The following is a 24,283-nucleotide window of genomic DNA, read 5'->3' as shown; positions in this document are numbered from 1 at the left end:
TGGCCTATTTTATCATTGACATCACTTCTGCTTCCGTTATAATGCTAGAGGTAGAAAACAACCAGAGGTGATGTCATGAATTCAAACACCAAATGGGTGTTGGCCGGATTGATCTTGCTCACCATCATTGGTCTTCAGCTGTATGCCCTGTATGAGATTCCCCAAACTTACGCGGAAGAAATGGACGCCATCAAGAAAGAAAAAGAAGTGCTGGAGACTGAGAAAGCCGCATTAGAGCAAGAAAACACCCAAATGGAGTCTGAATTATTCGAGCTCAAAGACCAGCTTCAATCCATAGAGGAACGCTTTGAAGAAACCAAAGAAGAACTGGAAAGCACCATCAAAGAACTGGAAAAAGATTTGGAACAGTCCAATGAAGAGATACAACAGTTAAAACAGATCAACCAGCAAAAAGAGCAGGAAAACAAACGACTTCAACGTGAACTTCAATCCCGAAAAGAAAAACGCCAAGTTCAAGTAGCCAGCCGCAGTCGTGATTCTGGCACCGCTAACAGTCAAGCTTCTCAAACTGCGAATAACCAATCAAGCAAGCAATCCTCTTCCTCACATGTCCTAACAGGATTCGAAGTCACTTGGTACAATACGAGCGGAACAACGGCGAGCGGGCGTCCAACCCAAGACGGGGTGACCATTGCCGTTGACCCGAACGTCATTCCTCTAGGCACATGGGTTAAGCTAACCTTTCCGGACGGCACGGTTCAAAAACGCAGAGCCGATGATACCGGCGCCGCTGTCCGTGGACGAAAAATCGATATTTACAAGGATGCGCCAACCAATCAACTTTTATCACTTGGACGTGTCTCCGGTGTGAAAGTCGAAATCCTCGACTAGTCACACCATTAGCAAAAGCGACCCTGATGTTACGGGTCGCTTTTGCTTAGTGATAATATGAACAAGACATGACATACAAGAGACAAGTTTAATGAAATTCCACATCGATCCGCTTTTGGTTGGTGCGCTCCTGTTTGGGCATACGAATTTCCAAGATGCCTTGTTTGTATGTGGCTCTGGTTCCTTCTGCAGACACAGGTGCCGGCAGGGGAACGGACCGTTGAAAGCGGCCACTGAACCGCTCCCGGCGATACATATGCTCTTCTTTCACCTCTTTCACCCGGTTGATCACTCCGCTGATAGTCAGCATTTGATCGCGTACATCAATATCCACATCCTCTTTTTTTTCCAGCCCCGGGAGTTCGCAAGAGGCAATCACCTCTGTCTCCGTTTCATATACATCCACGCGGGGCATATCCAGTTCCTGGTTAAACAGCGGCAAATCGTGAAAGAACCGGTCCAAGTCTCTGCGCATATGTGCCAAGCGCCGAAACGGATCGTAAGGTATCAAAGCCATGGGTTCCACTCCTTTCTTATCAGTTTATACGTCATGTATTTTCCCCAATTGTGGTGGCCTTATGCCACAAAAAAGGGTAAAATTAATAAATAAATGTCTTGTCCAGAGTATAGTTTGATGCATAAAATGGGAAGCATAAAAAAGTCTAGATAGGAGTGAAAAAACGGGAGTGAAAAAAATGGACAGAAAACTATTCTTACAAACGTTCTTACACTCACCCACGCAAGTTGGCAGTGTGGTACCCAGTTCCAGTTTTATGGTGCGGAAAATTACAGATCTTGTTGCCAGAAGTACACCATCAACCGTTGTGGAGTTTGGTGCTGGAACAGGGGTGATTACCCGTGAGCTGAATCACTACTGCGAAGAAAACCAGGCTACGCTCATGATTTTTGAAAAGGACGATAAATTAAGGGATTACCTAAGCGAACAATTTCCTCATCTTCCCATTTACTCGGATGCCCTTCATCTACCCAAAGTACTGCAGAAACAAGGGAAAAAGCAAGTGGATTGCATTGTCTGCGGGTTGCCCTTTACCCTCTTTCCTCAAGAGCTAAGAGATCAATTTTTCGAATTAATTTATTCCTCTCTAACGGATGACGGTGCACTTGTCATGTATCAATTCTCATGGCACATGCGCAAAGCATTGAAACAAAAGTTTGGCTCAGTTGAGTTGAATTTTATTCCTTTGAATATACCGCCAGCTTTTGTATATTATTGTAAAAAATAACAATCCTAATGAACTCCCTCCATTTACACTGACTGCATAAGTTGACTCCAAACGGTCAAACTAAACTTAACCAAAGGAGGGAGTTTATCTATGCCTGAAAAAGAACGTAAACAAGAAAACAAACCCATAACCCCGGAAATTGAACATCCTCATATCAAAGAGTTTGATCATAGCACTTCTCATCCGGACAACCCCACGGTCACCAACGGTGAAATTGGACGAAAACCTGGTCAATCGTAACAGGAAGGAGATGCCTGGGGAACAGTGCGGCCACATCCCCAGGGCATCGTTTTCTACATAAGAATTGCATCTTTTTTTCCACGTTAAAACATACTATAATAGCAAAAGAAGTGAAAGAGCTCTAAGAAGGGGTGGAGATCACTTGAAAGAGAATATCAGTAACGTTTTATTGGAATTGGGACTTAGCTTGGTGGGATTATGCTTGGCTTTTGTGGGGGTGGTTGTGAAAAACGTACGCCGGTTAAAAGAAATGACATCTACTCACTGGTTTATTGGCCTGGCCGGACTGTCTGTTTTCCTTATCGGTTTTGGCCTTTTATCCTTGCTTGGAACTGAACCTTTCGCTGTTCCCGTAATTATAGCCGGAATCGTCGGCCTCGTTCTCTCAACAGCTAAGCTTGTTTTTATTTTCCTTCAAATTGGTCTGATCCTGGCCACCAGTAGCATAAACCACAGCAAATAATAAGAATAGGCAACAAGAACTTTTGGATGTAGCCCCGGCTACATCTTTTCTTTTTTTAGGCCGGCTCCCTGATCACTCTATTTTCCATTTCTCTCCATGCACCGGTAGTGCATTCTGGGCATACATTAGATCAAAGTGGTTTAGTTTGATCAACTAACGGAGAATCAAAGGGATGGGAGATCATGATTGGACTTATATTGTCAACAAGGAGGATTAATAACGCTGCCCGCCATTATTTCACTGATGACTATTTTTCTTTTTATACAACCCAGGCCAGAAAAAACAAGGTTGACCTTTGTATTTACTCCATTGATCATATTAATGTGCACAATAAAACGGTAGATGGCTTTGTTTATGACTATCGTACAAACGTACTGATGCCAAAAAACGTACCAATCCCCCGCCTTAACTTATACCGGCTGAACGCCAGTTTGAAAAAAAAAGCAGCCATACAAAAGGTAAGACAGTTAAGTGAAGAAGACGGTATCATTTTTTTTAACGCCTGCACCAAAAGGGAACGGAGTAAATATCATGACTATTTATTTTTAAATTCTTTTAAGGAGATCAGGCCCTGTCTGCCTGAAACAGCCTCGCTGTCATGGAACTCACTGCTAGGCATGTTAAAAAGATATGAAACCGTTTTTGTCAAGCCAAAATTCGGTGGAAAAGGCAATCATATTTATATCATCAGAAGAAAATCTAATCACTACACCATCGATTACTTTTACAGACAAACCAAAGACAGTCGTATCGTTCATGACAAAGAGTTAAAAACGTTCTACTCCGAGACGTTTTCCCGTCCCTCCCGTTACATTGTTCAACAGGGGATTCCCTTAAAGACATACCAAGGACGTAAGTTCGATATCCGCGTGTCTCCCCAAAAAAACAAGATGGAAAGATGGCAAATCACAGGAATGTTTGCCCGGGTGGCTAAAGAAGGGTGGGATGTGACTAATTTGGATAAAGGAGGAAAGGCGAAATACACATTAAAACGGCTGCTCAGCATGAAGACAAAAAAAGAGATTCACCGCCTGAGCCTGCTGATTGCCCAGGCTTTGGAACAACGCTTTCCGTACATGATAGACATGGGCCTGGATTTTGCCGTAGACCAGGACGAGAAGATCTGGCTTCTGGAAGCCAACTTCAGACCCTTTCGTAAACAGGTGAAAGTGAAGCGCAACCGTATTCCATTTGAATATGTGTGTGCCGTCTACAGGCGGTTGAAAGAATAACAAGAATAGTATATGGGAACCGCTTTACTCCAGCTTGCTGGTGGCGTTTTTCATCCAGTCATAACTCATAGGGCCTACCATTTTGTGCTGGATGACACCGTTTGAATCAATCACATAGCTGGTTGGAATGGTAAGCGCTTGATATTTGGCTGCCACCTCACTGTTTTCATCCAGCAAGACCGGGAAGGTCAGCTCATACTCCTCCACAAACCTCTTAACGCTTTCAAGAGAAGCTTCAGATTCAAATAAATTAACCGCCAATATTTCAACTTCGTCCTGATACTCTTCGTAAAATTGCTGCATATCCGGCATTTCGGCCCGGCACGGCGGACACCAGCTGGCCCAGATATTGAGGATCACTTTTTTCCCCCTTAAATCAGATAAAGTGATTTCCTCACCAGACAAGGTGGCCAGCTTAAAGTCAGGCGCTATGTCTCCGTACGCCAGACCGACACTTTCGGCTTCAGCGGGTTGCTCTTCCGTATCTGTGGCTACGACCAGCTCGTGAAGGGAGCCCTCGTTTCTCTCTTGGGCCGCTTCTTGTTTTTGATCTGCATACAGTGTATCAAAAACAGTCCAACCGAGGACCAGGAGCAAAATAGCCCCCATCATTACTTTTTTCACGCTTCATCACCTCAGGTCTGTTTAAAGTTCAAGCCACTTGATTCTGTAACCAGCCAAGAAATTAACCCAGTCTAGAGAACCAGGTTCCGTCTATTAGTTGGAAAATCCAGCTTGACAGCCGGGCCATTTGGCCGGCATACAGCAAGATGCCCATCACAATCATGATGGCCCCGCCAATCTTCATGATCTTTGTTGAATATTTCATAATCCATTTTGAAGTGCTGATATAAAAAGAGAGAATCAAAAACGGCAGGGCAAAACCCACAATATAAAAAGAGGTATAAGTCAATCCTTGTGCAGGATTATTGGCTGCCAATATTAGTATGGCAGCAAAGATCGGTCCAATACACGGGGTCCAGCCGGCAGCAAAACCCATGCCCACCAGGGTAGTCCCCACATACCCCGCTGGTTTGGTGGCGAACTGAAAGCGCCGTTCTTGCATCAGCCAGTCCACTTTCAAAAATCCGATTAAAAACAAACCGATCAGGACAATCAAAATCCCGCTTATCTTTTGAATGAATAGACCTGAACTGCCTCTCAAAAAGTCACTGATAAACTGCCCCACAAAGCTGGCCCCAACCCCAAGGGCCAGGAAAATGGAGGAAACTCCCAGCAGAAAAAAGAGGGAATGCGTCATCACCCTGGCTCTTATTGTGGGATTCTTGCTTTGTTGCAAATCCTGTACGGAAATGCCGGTGATGTAAGAGAGATAAACCGGGAATAACGGCAATGTACACGGCGAGATAAATGATAGTACGCCCGCCCACAGGGCAAGCCAGATGGTGACATCGGTGGGATCAACCATTCTAACATCTCCTTCATGTGATAGGTGATTATAATCGTTGCAGTTGGCCGTCAACATAACTGATTAACATGTGCTCTGCTCCATATCCTGTCAGCATTTGCCCCATCCAAACCCTAAAGTTAATCGGAAATCCTTTCCATAATACCCAGAGTAATAATAGTGTATGCAACGTTAATTGATAAATATGAACAGCGTGCTGATCCAGATGAAGCACCGTTTTAACCATTCAGATTGGATTGCTCGTCCCTTTTAATCCTACTTTTTATTGTAAACCATAAATGTGAAGATTTAATGAACAAAAGAAGAAACAAGTGGCAAAATCTCGACACTTATTTACATTTGTTCAGTGGTTGTGAGAAAGACATTGTTTAGTTCCCCTTATGCGGTATGATGAGCGGCACAACGGTTCGGACCTGGAAATATTTTATATTTCGGAACATCCTTCTTTGGAGCAGGAAATACTTCACGCTAACATCATCACTAACAAAAAAGGACCCCTGTAAGGCCCCCTTAACAACATCAATCATATCTCAAGGGATGATACACCCGATTATACACATCGGTCATACTAAAAGATTCCGGTCATAATGTATGGTTATCTGCTTTTGACAAGAAGTTTAATTGCTTCCTGAATCACTTCTTCAGGACTTTCTCCTTTTTTCATCTGCTCTAGCATACATTGTTCCATGTTCTTACCAATAATGTAAGCAGTGGCTTTATCTATTGCCGTACGCACGGCTGTCAATTGATAAATGACTTCTTTACAATCTTTTTCTTCTTCCATCATGCGTAGAACGCCTCTGACTTGTCCTTCCACGCGCTTCAAACGGTTCTTCATATCGTCTGTATATTTCATCCCTATATCAACCCCCACTACCCGTATAGGTATATTATATCATCAGTGTATATAACGTTGCAAATCATTGAATAAGCATCACACCAATTCAACACTGAATCCGTGTTGGCGAAAAATATCGCTCAATACTTTTGGTCGAATCTAATCTATGAGCCGCAATACAGCCAGAACAGGAAGATGGTCTGATGCTTCCCTGTTGATGTGGACAACCTGAACCGCTTCAACCGAAAAATGTGAGCTGACAAAGATGTAGTCTATTCTGAAGCGGGGCTGCCTAGATGGAAAAGTGGCTCCTTTTCCTTCTCCCTTTACATCCCACACGTCTTGCACATGGCAGGTCATCTTCCGCCATCGGTGACCATAAGGTCTCATGTTCCAATCCCCTAATACAATTGCCGGTCCGCGGCAGTCTTGAAGCAAATCAAGCACATGATTCACCTGTTGTTTATGTAATGGTGGGTATAAGCTGAGTTGTGTAACAAAAACGTTGATGGATAATCCCTCTATGTTCACCGTAACGTGAAGAACCCCTCTGTTTTCTATACCCTTGATCGATTGAAAAAGATGGTTTTCCCACTTCATAATTGGAAAACGGGATAAGAGGCCGTTACCATATTCACCTTTTGTTCCAGCCCTAGTTTGGTCAATCGCGATGGAAGAACCAAAAGCATATTCCATTTTCAACCGCTTCGCCAGTTCCGTTATTTGATCCTGATATTGACTTCGTTTTGAAAATCGGCGGTCCACCTCGTTTAAACCAATTAGATCAGCACCTGTTTGGTGGATTGTCTTGGCAATCCTGTCCAAATTTAATTTCCCATCTATTCCCCGCCCATGATGGATGTTAAATGTCATCACATTTAACCGCATGGTCTTACTCTTTTATACCTTCCAGCCACTCTGCATAACAATGCTCGCACAACGCCTCTTCCCGTTCTGCATCCATAATCTGAAACATGACAAAATGAACCTCCTCAGGGTCTACTTCATAATCACAGTAGAAACAGAGATAAGACACGCTTCTGCCTCCTTCTATCGTCATTTGTCCTTATTAGTTTGCCGGCTGGCCACACATTTCTTTCGCTGCAAAAAACACCAAAAAAACCCCCTTAATGGGGGTTGCAGTCTTATATCTGCCTTATTTGTTGGTGTTAACGGTAGAAAAAGCCCATTGGTGACATAATTTTACAGATCAGCCAAGTTAAAGAGATTGAACTTTAAGATATGTCCTCTTTCATTCTGATTAATCTCATGCCATTGAGGGTAACGAGCAGGGTGGCGCCGACGTCAGCCAGTATGGCCAGCCACAAGGTTAACCAGCCCGGGATAATCAGCAGAATCGCTGCCAACTTGATGCCAAGGGAAAAAGCCACATTTTGCTTAATAATTTGCAAAGCTTTGCGGCTTAAGCGTATGGTAAAAGGCAATCTGCTGATGTCATCAGCCATGAAGACAATATCAGCCGTTTCCATGGCTGTATCCGTTCCGGCTCCGCCCATGGCCATACCGATATCGGCTGCAGCCAGTGCCGGAGCATCATTCACCCCGTCTCCCACCATAGCAACTTTATGGTCATGCCGTTTTAAGTGCTTAATCACTTCCAGCTTGTCTTGAGGTAACAGTTCTGCTTTCACGTCAGGTATACCCACTTGCTTGCTTATTGCTGTTGCCGTCACCCGGTTATCCCCTGTCAGCATCACCGTTCTCTTGATTCCTAACTGATGAAGCTGGTCAATAATGCTCCGGCTGCTCTCGCGGATTTCATCACGCACAGCAATGAGCCCTAACACTCTTTCCTTGTTACCCACCAGTATGGCTGTCTTTCCTTCTTCCTGCAACGTTCGGATTTGTTTGAGAATATCTTCGGATAATCCTGTTGCCAGCTTTTCTTGAAGCAGGCCCGGACTGCCGATATAATATGCCTGACCGTAAAGGGTTGCTTGAACACCTTTCCCAGTAAGAGATTGAAAATCTTCCACTTCATAGGGTGAGAGATCACACCCTGCTTGTTCTGCGTGGCGGACAATGGCCGCGCCCAAGGGGTGCTGTGACCCTTTCTCAATCGCCGCAGCCATCCCGAACCAGGCCGGGTTTTCTTGATTCAGCGCTTCTGTTTTAAACCCTGTACCATCATAAGAGATAATGTCTGTCACTTGCGGAACACCTTTGGTTAAAGTCCCCGTTTTGTCAAAAGCAATGGCAGATAAGGCCCCTGCTTTTTCCAAATAGACACCGCCTTTAATCAAAACCCCATGACGTGCGGCATTACCAATAGCAGTCACAATGGAGACCGGCGTAGAAATGACCAGTGCACAAGGGCAGGCCACAACTAACAAGGCTAAACCGCGGTAAATCCAGTCTTGCCACACTCCTCCGATAAATTGAGGAGGAATGGTGGCGATCCCCACAGCAATGAGCATGACCACCGGTGTATAATATTTGGCAAAGCGGTCGATAAAAGCTTGGGAGGGCGCCCGTTCCGACTGTGCTTCTTCCACCAGATGAATGATTTTGGCAATAGTTGTGTCTTCACTCCTTTTGGTGACTTCCACTTCCAGCAGTCCTTCTTCATTCAATGTTCCGGCAAATACTTCATCCCCACTGGATTTTTCCACAGGAAGGGATTCACCGGTAATCGCCGCCTGATTAACCGCTGAATGCCCTTTGACCACCCTGCCGTCCATGGCGATTTTTTGACCAGGTTTGACGATCATAATATCACCAATCTGGATCTCCTCCACTGAAACCTGCATTTCCCCGCCGTTACGGCGAATGATGGCTTCCTTAGGTGCTATTTCCATTAAAGAGCGGATGGATTGGCGGGCTTTATCCATGGAGTATGTTTCCAATGCTTCACTAATGGCAAAAAGGAACACCACTGTAGCTCCTTCTCCCCATTCTCCAATGGCCGCTGCCCCCAGTATCGCTACTGTCATTAAGGTTTTCATATCAAACCGTAAGTGAAAGAGATTTTTAATGCCCTGAACAAATAATGTATAACCGCCAATGACAATTGAAGAGGCAAAGGCAAACAAGGAATAAGGGTTTCCTTCACCATATACCAAGTAAAATATCCATCCCAGGACCAATAGGATTCCGGAGATCAGCGTTCTAATCGCACCCTTATTTTTCCACAATGGAATACGGGTCATCTCCTCGTTTTCAGGACTCACTCTTAAGTTCTCGAATGATCCCGCTTTTTCCAGTTCAGCGATAGAGGGGTTCCCATACACTGTTATTTTTGATGTGGCAAAGTTAACTTTAGCGTCGTGTACACTGGGTAATTTTTTCACATTGCGCTCAAACTGAGCGGCACAACCCGCACAGGTAAAGCCCTGAACCCGATATGTTCGTTTTTCAGCCATGATAGTTAGCTTCCCTTCTTTTCCCGGCTATGTTCATGGGCGATCATGATCAGCTGCTTGACATGATCATCATCCAATGAGTAAAACACCAATTTCCCTTCCTTCCGGTATTTAGCTAAACCCATATGACGCAACAAACGCAGGTGGTGTGAAGCTGTTGCTGTGGAGGAGCCGATAATATTGGCCACATCACAGACACACAATTCGTCTTCCTGACTTAACGCATAGGCGATTTTCATCCGCGTATCATCGGCCAGTGCCTTAAAAATGCGGGCCATCTCCTGTATATCTTTTGTTTCCAAACCTTGTTTCAAACGATTAACCTTTTCCTCATCGTAGCAAAAAATCTCACATTGATCTTTTTCGACCATTGGTTGTCATCCCTTTACATTCAAACGATTATTTTATTATTATAATATACTGCGTACAAACATATTGTCAAATATATATTTGAATATTTTATTTTTACATTTCTATCCTACCAAAATTCTGAATTGTTCCACGAGAAACACTATTTCCTTTATCACTTAGGCCCTGAGACTCATTTTTGGGTTAAGTGAACAAACCTGGAAGGAAAATCCGTATGAAAGACGAAATATTTATATATAAATCTCAATAGAATGAATCTTCTAATTTCTATGCAATTTGGAAGTGAGATAGCTAATGTCTATTCATCGGGATGGGAACAAAATAAGCATTTTACACGTCAAAAAGAAGTATGAGCAACAATTGCTTGCCTTGCCCAATGTCGTTGGCGTTGGTATTGGCCTGAAGGGAGGAAATGCTGTTATTAAGGTCTTTGTCTCTCAAAAAGTGCCGGAAGCCCAGTTAAAACAGCTGGAAAAAATTCCGGACCGTTTGGAAGGCTTTGAAACTGATGTGGAAGTGATTTGTTATCCGGTGCAAGAGGATTAAAGCAGAACAATAAAGGCTGGCCAGATTCATATTGATAGGAGGGGAAGAGTGGTGCCTCAATACAATCGTTTCACACTCAACAAGCAGGAAGTAGAGGAAGTAAGAGAAGCCAAAGTACAGGTTGAAGAGGACTTTCTTGGTAAAATTGAACCCCCCGCCCACGTGGTGGGCATGGGGGTAGGCGTCAAATGGAAAGATGGACAGGCAACCGGCGAACCCTCATTACTTGTATTTGTCACACATAAAGTTGATAAAAGCCAGCTAAGCGCAAAAGATTTAATTCCAGACAAGTTGGCTGACATGCAAACTGATGTGGTATCCATTGGAACCCCTGTCATTGAAAGTGAACGTTTGACAGTTACCCATCCACTCGCACAATCTTCGGGCAACGTGCTCAATTCCCGTGTACGCCCGGTTAAGGGAGGATGGAGCGTCGGTCATAAAGCGATCACAGCAGGTACAGTAGCCACTTGTGTCTACGAACTGCTGCCAGGTGCCCGGAAAACACCGGCTGAACCAGGCCTCGGCATACCAGCCAAGTATTATATTTTGAGCAACAACCATGTTTTGGCTAACAGCAATGAAGCTTCCTTAGGCGATGCCATTTTGCAACCCGGCCCTTATGATGGAGGGAAGCAGGAAGAGGACACGGTCGCCCACTTGTCGCGTTTTATTCCCATTCAACTGGACCCGCCCACGCCAAGAGGACAACATGCCAATTTAGTTGATGCGGCGATTGCCGAAGCACCATTCCATGAACTGGACAGAGAGATCCACTGGATCGGCAGGGTCCGGGGCTGGCGCAGAAAGGAGAATGTGACCGTGGGCATGCTGGTGCAAAAAACTGGGCGAACCACGTGCTATACCACCGGACGCATTATGTCTGTTGACACCACCATCGACGTGGGCTTTGGAGGTGGTAAAGTGGCCCGTTTCAAAGATCAAATTGTGACCACTAATATCTCCGCTGGCGGTGATTCAGGATCACTTGTGACCACACTGGATAATATTGCGATTGGCTTGCTTTTTGCCGGATCGGCCCAAGCAACGGTTTTGAATCAAATTGAAAATGTCCGTTCACTGCTTGGGATCGAAGTGGCTGAAGAAGTACTATAGGGAAGACATCTCGCAGAGAGTACCAGTGCGGGGCAAAGTTTGCTGAATAACAAAGCTGTGGGCAGGAACCCTGTGACAGGTTCTCATCCCACAGCTTGCTCTATTTATGATGATCATTATCGTATGTATGGCGGGAGCGTGTGGGAATTCTCCCATTCTTTATCTTATTATTCGCTTCGCTCACCTATTTTATGGATGAATGGGACGCTCGCCCTGACATGGTTGTTGCTCAATGATGCTGCGGGCGGTCGAACCCTGTGGTGGGTTCTCATCCCACTACATGTAGCTACTCGATGATGATTGTTCACGAAGTATGTATGGCGGGAGCGTGTGGGAATCGAACCCACCAGGGACAGCACGTGCCCCCCACTCGGTTTTGAAGACCGGGGCGACCACCAGGTTCGCATCCGCTCCCAAGTGAATTTTGTCTTTATAGTTAACAACATGGGCAAGCATGATCTATATTACAAAAATGTTGTTGAAAAATCAAGTGGGATCTAGTGGAACTGTCTGTATCCTGACCAGGTCTATATCATTTGAACGAACGTACACCCTTCTAGTACAATGAGGAAAGGAGAATGTTACTAACAAAGGGGGGCATGGTATGTCAATATCTTTCAGAATAGAAGTTGCACAAGATAGAGTCATCCGGGGTGAGCTTTTCCCTGCTGAATATCATCCTCAAGGAACGCTAATCATCTGTCACGGTTTTAAAGGCTTTAAAGATTGGGGCTTTTTTCCTCATGTTGCTGAGACCCTTTCATCTTCGCTTTCACTGAACGTCATCACATTTAACTTTTCCCATAACGGCGTGGGTGACAACCCTCTTGAGTTTACAGAACTGGAGAAATTCGCTAAGAATACATACACACGGGAACTGGAAGATTTAGACACGATCGTTAAAGCAATCCGCTCGAACACACTTCCGCTGGAAGATCAAGGTGAGAGAGTGGAAATGATGCCAGAACCCCTCTATCTGCTCGGTCACAGCCGAGGAGGAGGCGTTAGCCTGATCTACGCTTTTGACCACCCGGAGCTGGTCTCGGGTGTGATCAGCTGGAACGGCATTACCAACGTTGATCTGTTCACTGAGGAGCAGAAGCAGGAAATGAAACAGAACGGGCGCACCTATATCGTTAACGCCCGCACGGGACAGCACATGCCCTTGGACCGGGAAATCATTGAAGATATAGAAGCTAATCAGCAACGCTTTAATATCGTGGAAAGGGCGAAAACAGCCACAGTGCCTATTTTCTTGATTCAAGGAACGGACGATCACCCGCGACTGATTGAAGGTTCCAAAAGACTGGTCAACGCTAGTCCCCAGGTCCAGTGGGTAAAAATTGAGGATGGAAATCACACCTTTAATGCAATCCATCCCTTTGCAGGTGAAACCAAACCCTTATATGAAGCAATCAAACACACAGAAGAAGCCATTAAGTCCATACTACAAAGGAGCTAATCATCATGAGCATGACCGAAATAAACAACAGGAATGAACAACCCCATTACACCATTGGTATTGCCGGTCATATCGATCATGGTAAAACAACGCTGACCAAAGCACTAACCGGAAAAGATACGGACCGTCTCAAAGAAGAGAAAGAACGCAACATCTCCATCGAATTAGGCTTTGCTTCCTTCTCCCTTTCGAACGGCAACATCGTCAGTGTAGTTGATGTGCCTGGGCATGAGCGGTTTATCCGGCAAATGGTCGCCGGTGTGGCCGGTATTGATATGGTGCTGCTTGTTGTGGCGGCTGATGAAGGTGTTATGCCGCAAACAAAAGAACACCTAGATATCTTAAATCTCTTGAACGTGAACCGCGGATTGATCGTTTTAACAAAGGCAGACAAGGTGGATGAAGAGTTTATCGAGCTGGTCAAAGAACAGGTAGAGGAAGAAACAGCGAACACCTTCTTGAACGGCAGCCCTATCATCGAGGTAGACAGCTTGAGCGGCCGCGGCATTGACCGCTTAAAACAGGAGATCGAGCAGCTTTTGGCCAGTCTCCCATCCCGGCCCACATCGGGCATTGCCAGACTGCCCATTGACCGGGTCTTTTCCAAAAAAGGGTTTGGCACGATTGTGACAGGCACATTGTATCAGGGAAAAATCAGTGCAGGGGACGAGTTAGACATTCTTCCTCATGGACTGAAAGCAAAAGTCCGTCAGTTACAGGTGCATGGCTCTCCTCAGGAACATGCCTATGCGGGCCAACGGGTGGCTGTCAACCTTTCCGGCGTTGATAGAGAAGAGCTTACTCGCGGTGATGTGCTGGCCACCCCTGGCAGCATTGAAAGTACGCAGCGGATTGATGTGGAGGTCACGATCTTAGACCATCTGGATTTCACCATCAAACAACGCAGTGACATCCGCCTGCACCTTGGTACCTCGGATATTCTGGGGCGCATCATTTTCTTTGACCGTAACGAATGTCAGCCTGGGGAGACATGTTTTGCTCAACTGGAATTAAATGAACCGGTCACCACATTGTTTGAAGATCGCTTTGTCTTGCGTCGTCCCACTCCGATGACTACCATCGGCGGGGGTATGGTGATCGATCCTTATGCAACGAAACACCGCTTTGGCCAGCAAACCATCGAACTTATTGCTGCCAAAAAAGATAAAGACGTGGCTGCCAGAGCCAAACACATCCTGGAGCAAGCTGGCATCCTCGCCTTAGATGAGCTGACCCACCAACTGGGCATCTCCCTCTCAGATTGGGAGCAGGACATCGCTGATGCGGCTCATCATGGACTAAAACAGATCGTAAGCCCATCAAGCTCCTTGGTTCTAGTTACAACCACCGACTGGTGGGAAACAACGTGGGAGAATCTGTTGGATGAACTGGAGAAGTATCACCAGCGTTATCCGCTCCGGGAAGGACTGGACCGCAAGCAAGCACAACACAAATACTTTTCGCAGTTAAACACAGCTCAGTGGAATTTGGTCCTTCAACAGGCTGAAGCCGAGGGGCGGGTCCAACTGAAAAACGAGGCATTGGCCAAACCTGATTTTGAGTCGGTACTCCGGCCGAAAGATGAAGACATTTGGTACAAAGCCCAGGCGGTTATGGCCGAGAAACAATTGGAAGTGCCAGCTTGGCAGGAACTGATGCCCCAGCACATGCCGCAGGATGTGCAGCTGGACCTGCAACAATGGTTGGTGCGCCATGGGTATATCGTCCCCCTCGATGACGGCCGTTTCCTCAACCGGGAAACCTTTGAGGAGGCTGTTCAGCTGCTTAAAAACAACACAGGCGAATCGTTCACGATCCAAGAAGCCAAAGATGTATTTGGCACTACCCGTAAATACCTGATTCCCTTTTTAGAAACACTGGATAAATTGGGTTACACCACACGCAAAGAAAACAAACGGTACTGGAAATCATAAAAGAGCCCCACATCATGTTGGGGGCTCTTTTATGTGCCTGCATTTGATGTTCAATATGCACTTAAATAAAACTGAATTTAGGGACTGGAGACAACAATCCGGATGCGCCCCGCCTCGGCGGAATCGGATTCATTGTCACTGTCGTCACCATCACCGTCTCCTTGGCCGTCGTCGCCGTCATCATCGCCTCCGTCCGGTGATCCTTGATCGCCATCTTCTTTTTTATCTTTTTCAGGCTTTTTCTCCTCCCGTTTTTCCTTACCTTTCTCTTGATTCTCTTTGTTCCTTTTATCCTCTTCATTATCTTCCTGCTCTTCTTGTTCTTCCTCAACTTCTTCCTCTGCCGGTTCTTCCTCTTCATCGCCAAGCATTTCACGCAACCATTTTTCAAATGCTTCTTCATCCATATCTTCCGGTCGTCTGAAGAACGGATACTCTAAAGAGATCACCACTGTAGCCCGGTTGGAGACAGGGCCTTCTTCACCTGTTTCCGTATTGACAGGTGCCACTTCATAGCTGTAGCTTTCGTTTAGCTGGACATTATGATCGCTCCATGTTTCACCCTTGCTGATCGTGGCCACCAGTGAACGTGAACCACTCACTTCACTGATACGGTAAATGTTGTAAGCTACCCGTTCATCTTGCTGCTGGGTAAATTCCAGATCAACTGCAAAAGTAAAGTCACCTGTGAGACGTAAGAAGGCTTTTAAGTCTGTAATTTGCTGCAAGCGGATTGGGGGTTTTAACTCCTCAACACCTGCCGGGCGCTCAAACTGTTTAACCGGATAGTTCTCCAGCACTTGCGACATCACATGTTTATACAGCTGGGCTGGCAGTCCTCCACCAGTCGTGTTAATGGTATGCTGCACATCGGTCTGGTCAAAGCCCATCCACACCGCGGCAGTAAAGTAGGGCGTATAGCCTACAAACCAGGCATCCTGGTTTCCATCCGCAGGTTCATATTGATTTGTTCCTGTTTTTCCGGCGACAGGATGAGCAAACTGGGCATTGCGTCCCGTTCCGTTCTTAACCACATTGACCAGCATTTCAGTCATGTACCAAGCCGTTTGGTCACTGATCACACGCTCATGCTTGGGTTGGTGAACCGCCACAGTGTCACCACGCTGGTCAACGATTTTCTCGATGAAGTAAGGCTCCATAATCACGCCCTGGTTAGCAAAGGCAGAATACGCCCTGGCCATAGACATGGGCGAGGTCTGGACCCCTCCTCCCAGTGCAACTGCCAAGCCCACATTGGGTTCTGTTTTGATGCCAAAGGCCTCAGCTGACTGCAATCCTTTGCTCAACCCGATTTCGTTTAGCAACCAGACCGCTCCAGCATTAAGCGACTGCTCCAACGCGTACATCATGGTGACTGGGCCATAATAACGTCTGGTATAATTCCGAGGAGTATATCCGTTATAATCCCTCTGCTCATCCCGGACCGTGGCATAAGGATTCCAACCTGCCTCCAAGGCAGGTGCATAAACAGTAATCGGTTTAATGGCCGAGCCCGGAGAGCGGGAATCCCGGTTGGCCCGGTTTAATCCCCTCGGCTCATAGTCACGTCCGCCGGTAACGGCCAGAACCGCACCCGTATGATGATCCAGGATCACCATGCTGCCTTGCACAATTTGCTCGGGACCGTTCGGCGGAAACAACTGGTCAGCCATTGGCCCGTCTGCCCGGAGTGCTTCATGCATAATCTCCTGAGCCCGGACGTCCAGGGTGGTGTGAATCTCGTAACCGCCTGTGTAAATATCATCAATGGTCAAACCATACAATTCCTTCGCTTCTTCCAACACCATATCTACAAAAGTGTTGAACGCTGCGTTCTTGGTTGAACGTTGAGGGTTGAGCTCCAACTCCTGGCTGGCAGCAACCTCACGTTCTTCTTCAGTAATAATGCCCTGCTCTTGCATGATACGCAACACCAGCTGGCGGCGCTGTTCGCTGCGCTCACGGTTTTCTTCCTCCAACGGGTTATAATGGTTAGGCGCTTTTGGCAAGGCAGCCAGCAAGGCCACTTCGCTGATCGTTAAGTCGTTCAAGTCATCTTTGCCAAAGTATGTTTTGGAGGCGGCTTTAATTCCATGTGCCCCCGCTCCCAAATAAATATAGTTCAAATACATCTCTAAAATCTCATCTTTGGTATAGCGCCGCTCCAAGTTGATGGCAATCAGAGCCTCTTGCAGCTTGCGCATATAGGTCCGTTCATGGGAGAGAAAAACATTCTTGGCCAGCTGCTGGGTAATCGTGCTGCCTCCCTCAACGGTTCCCCCCGCCAGCAAGTTCCGGAAAAAGGCACGGGCAATCCCCCGTATGTCGACCCCGTTATGCTCATAGAAACGTTGGTCCTCCACCGCAATAAACGCACTGCGAACCATGTCAGGAATCTCTTCAATGGGCACATACTCCCTGTTTTCAAAGTACAGCTGATCCACTTGGTTGCCTTCGCGGTCAAAGATCTTCGAGGTTTGCCGCATATCGAGCAGTGCTTCATCAATCTCGTAGTTTTTGGCCAAAGTGACGCCAATAAAAGCCAACAAGGCAAAAGCTAAAACAAGACATAAAACAAGCAAGGATAAAGCCACAGATTTATAGTTAATTTTGCGTTTTCTTTTTCGGTTTCTTTTCTCTTTGGAATCTGCTGCTTCATTCATGATGGTCCCTCCTCATCGACCAAATCACATGACATCAAAAGATATCATACCTTATTTCGAAGCACTTGCCTAGTTTATGAGGATCAAAACACCCCAAAAAAATTTCAAGTTTTGGAGGATTTTTGCGGGGCAAAGGGAACTATTATTTATGGAGGCCAGAAGAAATGGATTAGGAAATGACAATGCACAAGGAGGAGATAATGATGAGACTCACCGTGTATCTGGCAGGTCAAATCCACAGTCCGTGGCGTGAGGAATTTAAACAGCTGGCTGAAAAGAGAAATCTCCCTTTAGATTTCGTCGGTCCCATGGATAACCATGACCGTTCGGACGATATTGGTGAAGAAATTTTAGGTCCGCAGCCCAACGCCATTCTGAAGGATGAAGCGGCATCCCAAATCAATAATTTGCGCACCCGTGTCTTAATGAATAAAGCCGACGTGGTGGTTGCTGTATTTGGAGAAAAATACAAGCAGTGGAATGCCGCCATGGATGCCGGCATCGCCATCGCCTTAAATAAACCCCTTATCCTGGTGCGGGCCAAAGAGTTGCATCACGCTTTAAAGGAAATCGCCAACAACGCCCAGGTGGTTGTGGAGACACCGGAGCAAGCGATCGAGGCCTTGGCTTATATCTTCGCTGCCGAATAATGTTTCATCTGTCCAAACAGAAGTAAAACAATATCACAAAAGAGCTGGGAGCGGTCGATGTATCCTTGGGTGAGGATGCCGACGGCTCCTTCTTTTTGCCGCACATTGGTTTGCCGAGCATACCCGTCGATCACGGTGCCCAATTCCTGTCCTGCCCGTATCTCATCTGCTATGGCAGCAGGCAAAGGCAGACGGAGGCCGCCGGCAATATAGGTTTGTCCCTTTTCATCGATCAGCGCTCCCCAATTGGTCAGTAATAAGCCATGAGAACTCTCCTGCACGCCCCCTTCCAGTCCGATGCAAATCGCCCCGGGAGATTCCTTTTTCAAAACCCTGCAGCGATTAAGCGCACCCTGGATTGTCTCCTCATCGGAGCGGGGCTGGGCAGACACACCTGAAGGAACGGACCGCCCCAATACCTTGACCCCCTCCAGGGCCGCAGGATTTCCAGCATGATCATGTTGCTTCTCGACACTGATGATGTGGGCAATGGCCAGCTCTACCGCCTTAATTTTAGCTGGGTTTTCACTGCCAACGTAGATCACTTTTTGGTTCAGCATCCCGATCTTACCTCTGTTTAATAGATTCCACAGTGCTCTTATCTAATTTTTTCACCAAAGCAACCAACAGCTTTTTGGCGGCTAAAATATCATCGGTATGGGCAATGGCCGCATGGCTGTGGATATAGCGGGCACAAATCCCGATCACCGCACTGGGCACACCGCTGCCACTGGTATGAATACGGCCGGCATCTGTTCCTCCCTGGGAAACAAAAAACTGATACGGGATTCCTTCCGCCTCCGCAATATCTAAAATAAAGTCACGCAACTCAGGGTGAGCGATCATAGAACGGTCATAGATGCGCAACAGAACACCTTGGCCAATTTTACCAAACCCGTCTTTGGTGCCCGGCAGATCGTTAGCCGGACCGGCATCAAGGGCAAAACCAATATCTGGATCGATCAAATGAGTCGCCGTTTGCGCTCCCCGCAGACCCACTTCTTCCTGCACCGTCGCTCCCGAATAGACGTGGTTAGGCAATTTTTCTTCTTGCAATTCTTTGAGCAATTCGATGGCCAGACCACAACCGTAGCGGTTGTCCCATGCTTTGGCCATAATCTTTTTTCCATTAGCCAGGGGGGTAAACGGACAAACAGGGACAATTGGCTGCCCAGGGCGCACGCCAATCTGTTCGGCGTCTTCTTTATCGTCAGCACCGATGTCAATAAACATCTGTTTAATCTCCATCGGCTTTTGACGCTGCTCTTCAGACAAAACATGAGGAGGGATCGAACCGACAACCCCTTCAACCGGACAGCTGTCTGTTATAATATGTACACGCTGTGCCAGCAGGACTTGACTCCACCAGCCGCCCAGAGGCTGAAAACGGATAAAGCCTTCGTCCGTAATATGAGTCACCATAAAGCCAACTTCGTCCATATGACCGGCCACCATAATGCGGGGGCCCGCTTTTTCTCCCTGCTTCACACCAAAAATGCTGCCCAAATTGTCTTGGATGATCTCATCACTATACTTGCTTAACTCTTCTCTCATGATCGCCCGCACGTCATGCTCAAATCCTGGTGCACCCGGTGTTTCTGTCAGACGCTTAAACAGTTGCAAAAGTTCCTCGTTCATGCCCGCTTCTCCTCTCTTTCCCCTCTTTGATTACCATTTTACACCAAACGTTGTCTTTATATTTCCTTTTTTTCGGGTTTCTTATTATTATACATCTGTATGGTTCATATTTCACGTCTGTTTCTAATCAATGAAAGAAGAAGCACCGTTACAGTGCTCCTTCTACTATGACCATACTCTACCGATTTGATATATCGGTCAAACAGGGTGCACCCACCCCGTTTATTTGGCAAAGATATGCTTGTCAATGCGCTTGATTTGCGGACGAGTCCAGATCCAGCCGGATGTGGCTACGTCCGGGTTAAAGTAATACAAGGCCCCTTCTGACGGATCCCAACCGCGAATGGCGTGATAAACAGCACGGTATGCATCACGATTAGGACGCTGGTAATATTGTCCGTCAGCGACTGCAGTAAAGGCCCGGGGTTCAAAGATAACCCCTTTAACGGTATTGGGAAATTTTGGAGAGTTCACACGGTTTAATACGACAGCGGCAACAGCCACCTGGCCCTCAAATGACTCACCGCGTGCTTCACCGTACACCAATTTGGCCATCATCTCAATCTCATCTGCTGTAAAGGTATTGGCACGCAAGGTGCGCAAAGTTTGCAAATCTACTGTACCAGTGGCAGGAAGACCATACTGACGTTGAAATTGAGTAACAGCCTGACGGGTTTGGGAGCCAAATACGCCATCCATTTTAATCTGGTACAAACCTAATTGTTGCAGGCGGTGTTGCACATCCCAAACCACTCCGCCCCGGTCGCCCTGGTCGACAATCACGCCTGACGCTTCGGCCTGATCGGCAGCTGTCAAGGTGAAGCCAAGCATAAAGGCCAAACCAAGCGCAGCTACAAATAGTACTTTATATGATTTCCACATAGTTTCTCCTCCCTTAATTGGTGTCTATCAAAAGCAGGGCTTACACAAAGACGATCCCCTGTTTTTTCCCTGCAAAATAAAAAAAGTCTTTTTCATTGTGAAAAAGACTACCATGAGTATATAAGGGATCTCCCAATGGGGCAATAGGGGGTTGGAGGAAACGTTACCAATCAATGGTGATGGCATATGGCAAAGGATCGCGGTAACCGGCTTCTTTAAAGCCTTTGATGCGCAAACGGCAACTGTCACATTGCCCGCAGGCCACTTCGCCTCCTTTATAACAGGAAGTGGTCAAGTGATAGGGAACACCCAGTTTCATCCCCCAGGCAATGGTTTCGGCTTTGCTCAAATGAATGATCGGTGTATCGATGGAAATGGCTTGTCCCTCCGCCCCCGCTTTGGTGCCCAATTGGATGGTGCGGGACAGACTGTCAATAAATTCCGGACGGCAATCTGGATATCCGCTGTAATCGACTGCACTAACCCCTATCACAATCTTCTCCGCCCCCACCACTTCGGCATAAGCGGCAGCCAGTGACAGGAATATCAGGTTGCGGGCCGGCACATAAGTGGGCGGAATCCCATTTTCTTCTCCTTGATCAGGCACGTTAATGGCGTCATCGGTCAAGGCGCTGCCCCCGATGTCCCGTAAAAAGCCAATATTCACAATGCGGTGATCAGCCGCCTGATAATAAGCGGCAATTTGTTTGGCCTGTTCCACTTCACGGCTATGCCGCTGTCCATAATGGAACGTAAGGGGATATAACGCATAGCCTTGGCTCTGGGCAATGCCCATGCATGTGGTGCTATCCAAACCTCCGCTCAAAACAATCACTGCTTTTTTCATGCTCTTCCTTCCTTTCACATTCAGACCTTTAACGTTCAGACTCCCCTTTGGTCCGGGTCCCAAATGATTTTATGCAGCTGCAGGTTGACTTTCACATGGGCCAGACCATGGCTCAACACTTTTTCCACCAGCTTCATGGGCGGCATCGTCTCCCACACCGGACTCATCAACACCGTTCCCCGCCGGTGATAACGTTCCATCACCTTCAGGGCACATTCAAAGTCTTCATCCGAACCAATGACAAACTTAATTTCGTCCCCATTCCGCAGATATTCAAAGTTGGAGTGGATCATCCGCTCCATTTCCCCGCTGGCTGGCAGTTTATAATCCATAATAAAGCGCACTTTCTTGTCCCACACTGGGTCCTGCTCCCTTATTCTCGCAAAAGGTTGAAGATCAATGGCCCCGTTCGTCTCAATATGGATGTCCTCGAACGAGTCCACATAGCTGAGACCATGAATCAGGGCGGCAGATTTATGACCATGGATCAGCGGTTCTCCCCCCGTCAGGCAGATCGCCCGGCTGGCAAAACCCTTTACCTTGTGGACGATCTCTTCAACTGTCGCCTCAAATTCCGGTTTGGCCGGCGCATAACTGTAGGGGGTATCACACCACACACATCTCAGATTACAATGGAACACACGCACAAACACGGTTGGAAAACCGGCTCTCAGCCCTTCCCCTTCCACTGTTTCAAAGATTTCCACCATAGGGACAGAGAACCGGGCCATCTCCTGCGGTGTGTATGTTGTTTCCTTCCAAACCAATGACGGTAATGTGAATGTCACGTCAACTGCCTCCACTTTCAAAATCCAGGGCGACCACTCAAGACGTCAGGCTCTGTTTTCTTTGCCCATAGATAGTATACACTACATACTAGGAATACTAAATCCCTGTCTGCCTGGACAGGATAGATTTTACCATACAAAACAGATACAATAAGAACCAAGTCATCTTGAAAGGGAAAATCACACTAAGGAGGGCTTGACCATGAAATGGGGCCGCTTTTTACTGGGCATGGCTGCCGGAGCTTTAGGAGGTTACCTGTTGTACAAACAAACGCAGGACGCACCCATCCGACCGGAAACAATTGTGGAGACACTGAAGAAACAGTACAGAGAACACATGGCCATTGTGGGAAGCTGGATTCATGTGGAACCACAAACAGAGGAAATGGAGGGTGTCCAGTACCGCATCTACCAGTGCGGGCTGACCGGCTTGGTGGATGGGGAGCCGCACTATTTGGAGTTTAAGGTGGATGCAGATACCGGACATGTGTTAAGAGTGGAGAGTTAAGCAGCCAGATCCACTGCCGAACAACATCTGGTTCATTTGCTCCAGCTTTGCATATACTGTTCATCCTCATAGGCTAACGCAAAGCTGGTTACGGAGAGCGGGCGGAAGGTGTCGATCATCACCGCACACTCCTGGGTTTCTTTCTGACCGATACTGGCTTCGATGGTGCCCGGATGAGGACCGTGGGGGATGCCTGAGGGGTGCAGTGTGATCGACCCTTTTTCAATTCCCTTACGACTCATAAAACGGCCATCCACATAATAGAGCACTTCATCACTGTTCACGTTGCTGTGGTGATAAGGTGCTGGAATGGCCTCTGGATGATAATCAAACAGGCGCGGCACAAAGGAACAAACCACGAAGTTGTGACCGGCAAACGTTTGGTGAACCGGAGGAGGCTGGTGAATCCGCCCAGTGACCGGTTCAAAATCACCAATATTAAAAATCCAGGGGTACAAATAACCGTCCCAGCCCACCACGTCAAAAGGATGGTGGTTAAAACGGTAGACATACAGCTGATTATCCACGTTGACCCAAACGTCATACTGCCCCTCTTCCACATATGTGTTTAACCGTTCAGGAATGCGGATATCCCGCTCACAAAACGGGGAATGCTCAAGCAACTGGCCGTATTCATTACGGTAGCGTTTGGGAACCTCAATACGGCTGTTTGCTTCCACAATGAGCAGACGGTGATTATTTCCTGTCAAATGCATACGGTAAGTGGTGCCGATAGGGATAACGATATAATCTCCCGCCCGGAAAGGAAGCTCTCCAAACACACTTTCCAGCACCCCTTCCCCTTCATGGACAAAAATTAACTCATCCTTTAACCCATTGCGGTAAAAGTAAGTCATGCTTTTCGTCGGTGTGCAGATGCCGATTTGAACATCCTCATTAACTAACAAATAGCGTCTGCCCCGGATGGCATCCTGGCCCGTGGTCATCGCCCCTGTTTTAAAATGGCGGTGGCGCAGAGCCGTTGTTTCTTCCAGCTCGATCTCCATCTTTTCCCCAAGGACCGCTTCTTGCACCCGGGTTGGAGGGTAATGATGATACAAAATGGATTGAATGCCGGAAAATCCTTTTGTACCCATGACTTCCTCAAAATACAAGGAACCGTCTGCTTTGCGAAATTGAGTGTGCCGCTTGTGGGGAACATGCCCCAAGCGATGATAAAAGGGCATCTGTTCTCCTCC

27 protein-coding genes and 1 tRNA gene are annotated in these 24,283 nt (G+C 47.0%); 11 read left to right on the top strand and 17 right to left on the bottom strand.

What is annotated here, in order from left to right; translation table 11 throughout:
• The first annotated feature begins 75 nt into the window (after nucleotides 1-75).
• Complete coding sequence (locus J2S00_RS08425) at nucleotides 76-852, top strand: 3D domain-containing protein (protein WP_307338087.1); 777 nt, start codon at nucleotides 76-78, stop codon at nucleotides 850-852.
• An 88-nt stretch (nucleotides 853-940) separates the two neighbouring features.
• Here the strand turns inward: J2S00_RS08425 and J2S00_RS08420 are convergent, their stop codons facing one another.
• Nucleotides 941-1,369 carry an Hsp20/alpha crystallin family protein gene (locus J2S00_RS08420; RefSeq protein ID WP_307338085.1) on the bottom strand — a complete coding sequence of 143 codons (429 nt, stop codon included), beginning with the start codon at nucleotides 1,367-1,369 and terminating at the stop codon, nucleotides 941-943.
• A gap of 178 nt (nucleotides 1,370-1,547) precedes the next feature.
• Here J2S00_RS08420 and J2S00_RS08415 point away from each other — a divergent pair, with 178 nt between their 5' ends.
• The 4 genes from J2S00_RS08415 (at nucleotide 1,548) to J2S00_RS08400 (ending at nucleotide 4,031) form a co-directional block, all read left to right on the top strand.
• Nucleotides 1,548-2,096 carry a class I SAM-dependent methyltransferase gene (locus tag J2S00_RS08415; RefSeq protein WP_307338083.1) on the top strand — a complete coding sequence of 183 codons (549 nt, stop codon included), beginning with the start codon at nucleotides 1,548-1,550 and terminating at the stop codon, nucleotides 2,094-2,096.
• Nucleotides 2,097-2,186: 90 nt separating this feature from the next.
• Nucleotides 2,187-2,336, top strand: coding sequence for a hypothetical protein (locus J2S00_RS08410; RefSeq protein WP_307338080.1), 150 nt, complete (start codon nucleotides 2,187-2,189; stop codon nucleotides 2,334-2,336).
• A 142-nt stretch (nucleotides 2,337-2,478) separates the two neighbouring features.
• Nucleotides 2,479-2,799, top strand: coding sequence for a hypothetical protein (locus J2S00_RS08405; RefSeq protein ID WP_307338077.1), 321 nt, complete (start codon nucleotides 2,479-2,481; stop codon nucleotides 2,797-2,799).
• Nucleotides 2,800-2,981: 182 nt separating this feature from the next.
• The gene (locus tag J2S00_RS08400) at nucleotides 2,982-4,031 is read left to right on the top strand and encodes a YheC/YheD family protein (RefSeq protein WP_307338075.1); all 1,050 of its coding nucleotides are present in this window, start codon (nucleotides 2,982-2,984) and stop codon (nucleotides 4,029-4,031) included.
• 24 nt (nucleotides 4,032-4,055) lie between these two features.
• Here J2S00_RS08400 and J2S00_RS08395 read toward each other — a convergent pair whose 3' ends face one another.
• The 8 genes from J2S00_RS08395 to J2S00_RS08360 form a co-directional block, all read right to left on the bottom strand.
• Nucleotides 4,056-4,655 (bottom strand): peroxiredoxin family protein, encoded by a 600-nt coding sequence (locus J2S00_RS08395; RefSeq protein WP_307338072.1) that lies wholly within the window; start codon nucleotides 4,653-4,655, stop codon nucleotides 4,056-4,058.
• Nucleotides 4,656-4,716: 61 nt separating this feature from the next.
• Nucleotides 4,717-5,460 (bottom strand): cytochrome c biogenesis CcdA family protein, encoded by a 744-nt coding sequence (locus J2S00_RS08390; RefSeq protein WP_307338070.1) that lies wholly within the window; start codon nucleotides 5,458-5,460, stop codon nucleotides 4,717-4,719.
• A 28-nt stretch (nucleotides 5,461-5,488) separates the two neighbouring features.
• Nucleotides 5,489-5,686 carry a hypothetical protein gene (locus J2S00_RS08385; protein WP_307338067.1) on the bottom strand — a complete coding sequence of 66 codons (198 nt, stop codon included), beginning with the start codon at nucleotides 5,684-5,686 and terminating at the stop codon, nucleotides 5,489-5,491.
• 369 nt (nucleotides 5,687-6,055) lie between these two features.
• Entirely contained in the window at nucleotides 6,056-6,316 is a 261-nt protein-coding gene (locus tag J2S00_RS08380) for a metal-sensitive transcriptional regulator (protein WP_307338063.1), read from the bottom strand.
• Nucleotides 6,317-6,457: 141 nt separating this feature from the next.
• Nucleotides 6,458-7,171: an endonuclease/exonuclease/phosphatase family protein gene (locus tag J2S00_RS08375; protein ID WP_307338060.1), complete on the bottom strand. Its 714-nt coding sequence runs from the start codon at nucleotides 7,169-7,171 to the stop codon at nucleotides 6,458-6,460.
• 19 nt (nucleotides 7,172-7,190) lie between these two features.
• Nucleotides 7,191-7,334 carry a hypothetical protein gene (locus J2S00_RS08370; protein ID WP_307338057.1) on the bottom strand — a complete coding sequence of 48 codons (144 nt, stop codon included), beginning with the start codon at nucleotides 7,332-7,334 and terminating at the stop codon, nucleotides 7,191-7,193.
• 199 nt (nucleotides 7,335-7,533) lie between these two features.
• Nucleotides 7,534-9,681, bottom strand: a complete 2,148-nt coding sequence (locus J2S00_RS08365; protein WP_307338054.1) for a heavy metal translocating P-type ATPase — start codon at nucleotides 9,679-9,681, stop codon at nucleotides 7,534-7,536.
• 5 nt (nucleotides 9,682-9,686) lie between these two features.
• Complete coding sequence (locus tag J2S00_RS08360; RefSeq protein ID WP_307338051.1) at nucleotides 9,687-10,052, bottom strand: ArsR/SmtB family transcription factor; 366 nt, start codon at nucleotides 10,050-10,052, stop codon at nucleotides 9,687-9,689.
• 292 nt (nucleotides 10,053-10,344) lie between these two features.
• On the opposite strand from J2S00_RS08360, the gene J2S00_RS08355 reads away from it, so the two are divergent.
• Nucleotides 10,345-10,596, top strand: coding sequence for a hypothetical protein (locus tag J2S00_RS08355; protein WP_307338048.1), 252 nt, complete (start codon nucleotides 10,345-10,347; stop codon nucleotides 10,594-10,596).
• 51 nt (nucleotides 10,597-10,647) lie between these two features.
• The gene (locus J2S00_RS08350; RefSeq protein ID WP_307338046.1) at nucleotides 10,648-11,712 is read left to right on the top strand and encodes a chymotrypsin family serine protease; all 1,065 of its coding nucleotides are present in this window, start codon (nucleotides 10,648-10,650) and stop codon (nucleotides 11,710-11,712) included.
• A gap of 318 nt (nucleotides 11,713-12,030) precedes the next feature.
• Here the strand turns inward: J2S00_RS08350 and J2S00_RS08345 are convergent.
• Nucleotides 12,031-12,127 (bottom strand) — tRNA-Sec (locus tag J2S00_RS08345).
• 189 nt (nucleotides 12,128-12,316) lie between these two features.
• On the opposite strand from J2S00_RS08345, the gene J2S00_RS08340 reads away from it, so the two are divergent.
• A complete protein-coding gene (locus tag J2S00_RS08340; protein ID WP_307338043.1) occupies nucleotides 12,317-13,174 on the top strand; it encodes an alpha/beta hydrolase family protein in 858 nt (285 codons plus the stop codon).
• 5 nt (nucleotides 13,175-13,179) lie between these two features.
• Nucleotides 13,180-15,108 carry a selenocysteine-specific translation elongation factor gene (selB, locus tag J2S00_RS08335; RefSeq protein ID WP_307338040.1) on the top strand — a complete coding sequence of 643 codons (1,929 nt, stop codon included), beginning with the start codon at nucleotides 13,180-13,182 and terminating at the stop codon, nucleotides 15,106-15,108.
• A gap of 77 nt (nucleotides 15,109-15,185) precedes the next feature.
• Here selB and J2S00_RS08330 read toward each other — a convergent pair whose 3' ends face one another.
• Nucleotides 15,186-17,771: a transglycosylase domain-containing protein gene (locus tag J2S00_RS08330; RefSeq protein ID WP_307338038.1), complete on the bottom strand. Its 2,586-nt coding sequence runs from the start codon at nucleotides 17,769-17,771 to the stop codon at nucleotides 15,186-15,188.
• Between the two features lie 203 nt (nucleotides 17,772-17,974).
• On the opposite strand from J2S00_RS08330, the gene J2S00_RS08325 reads away from it, so the two are divergent.
• Entirely contained in the window at nucleotides 17,975-18,421 is a 447-nt protein-coding gene (locus tag J2S00_RS08325) for a YtoQ family protein (protein WP_307338035.1), read from the top strand.
• Here J2S00_RS08325 and J2S00_RS08320 read toward each other — a convergent pair.
• The 5 genes from J2S00_RS08320 to J2S00_RS08300 form a co-directional block, all read right to left on the bottom strand.
• Nucleotides 18,400-18,981 carry a DUF84 family protein gene (locus J2S00_RS08320; protein WP_307338033.1) on the bottom strand — a complete coding sequence of 194 codons (582 nt, stop codon included), beginning with the start codon at nucleotides 18,979-18,981 and terminating at the stop codon, nucleotides 18,400-18,402. The genes J2S00_RS08325 and J2S00_RS08320 overlap by 22 nt on opposite strands.
• Before the next feature lie 7 nt (nucleotides 18,982-18,988).
• Entirely contained in the window at nucleotides 18,989-20,059 is a 1,071-nt protein-coding gene (locus J2S00_RS08315) for a M42 family metallopeptidase (RefSeq protein ID WP_307338030.1), read from the bottom strand.
• A gap of 222 nt (nucleotides 20,060-20,281) precedes the next feature.
• Complete coding sequence (gene sleB / locus J2S00_RS08310) at nucleotides 20,282-20,941, bottom strand: spore cortex-lytic enzyme (RefSeq protein WP_307338028.1); 660 nt, start codon at nucleotides 20,939-20,941, stop codon at nucleotides 20,282-20,284.
• A 163-nt stretch (nucleotides 20,942-21,104) separates the two neighbouring features.
• Entirely contained in the window at nucleotides 21,105-21,788 is a 684-nt protein-coding gene (queC, locus tag J2S00_RS08305) for a 7-cyano-7-deazaguanine synthase QueC (protein WP_307338025.1), read from the bottom strand.
• A 35-nt stretch (nucleotides 21,789-21,823) separates the two neighbouring features.
• Nucleotides 21,824-22,519: a 7-carboxy-7-deazaguanine synthase QueE gene (locus tag J2S00_RS08300; protein ID WP_307338375.1), complete on the bottom strand. Its 696-nt coding sequence runs from the start codon at nucleotides 22,517-22,519 to the stop codon at nucleotides 21,824-21,826.
• 259 nt (nucleotides 22,520-22,778) lie between these two features.
• On the opposite strand from J2S00_RS08300, the gene J2S00_RS08295 reads away from it, so the two are divergent.
• Complete coding sequence (locus J2S00_RS08295) at nucleotides 22,779-23,084, top strand: PepSY domain-containing protein (RefSeq protein WP_307338022.1); 306 nt, start codon at nucleotides 22,779-22,781, stop codon at nucleotides 23,082-23,084.
• A 32-nt stretch (nucleotides 23,085-23,116) separates the two neighbouring features.
• Here J2S00_RS08295 and J2S00_RS08290 read toward each other — a convergent pair whose 3' ends face one another.
• Nucleotides 23,117-24,271: a homogentisate 1,2-dioxygenase gene (locus J2S00_RS08290; protein WP_307338018.1), complete on the bottom strand. Its 1,155-nt coding sequence runs from the start codon at nucleotides 24,269-24,271 to the stop codon at nucleotides 23,117-23,119.
• Nucleotides 24,272-24,283: the final 12 nt, after the last annotated feature.

The organism is Caldalkalibacillus uzonensis (assembly GCF_030814135.1).
In the GTDB taxonomy this organism is placed as follows: Bacteria; Bacillota; Bacilli; order Caldalkalibacillales; family Caldalkalibacillaceae; genus Caldalkalibacillus; species Caldalkalibacillus uzonensis.
Note: the sequence above shows the minus strand (reverse complement) of the source record. Positions and strands in the feature narration are given on the sequence as shown.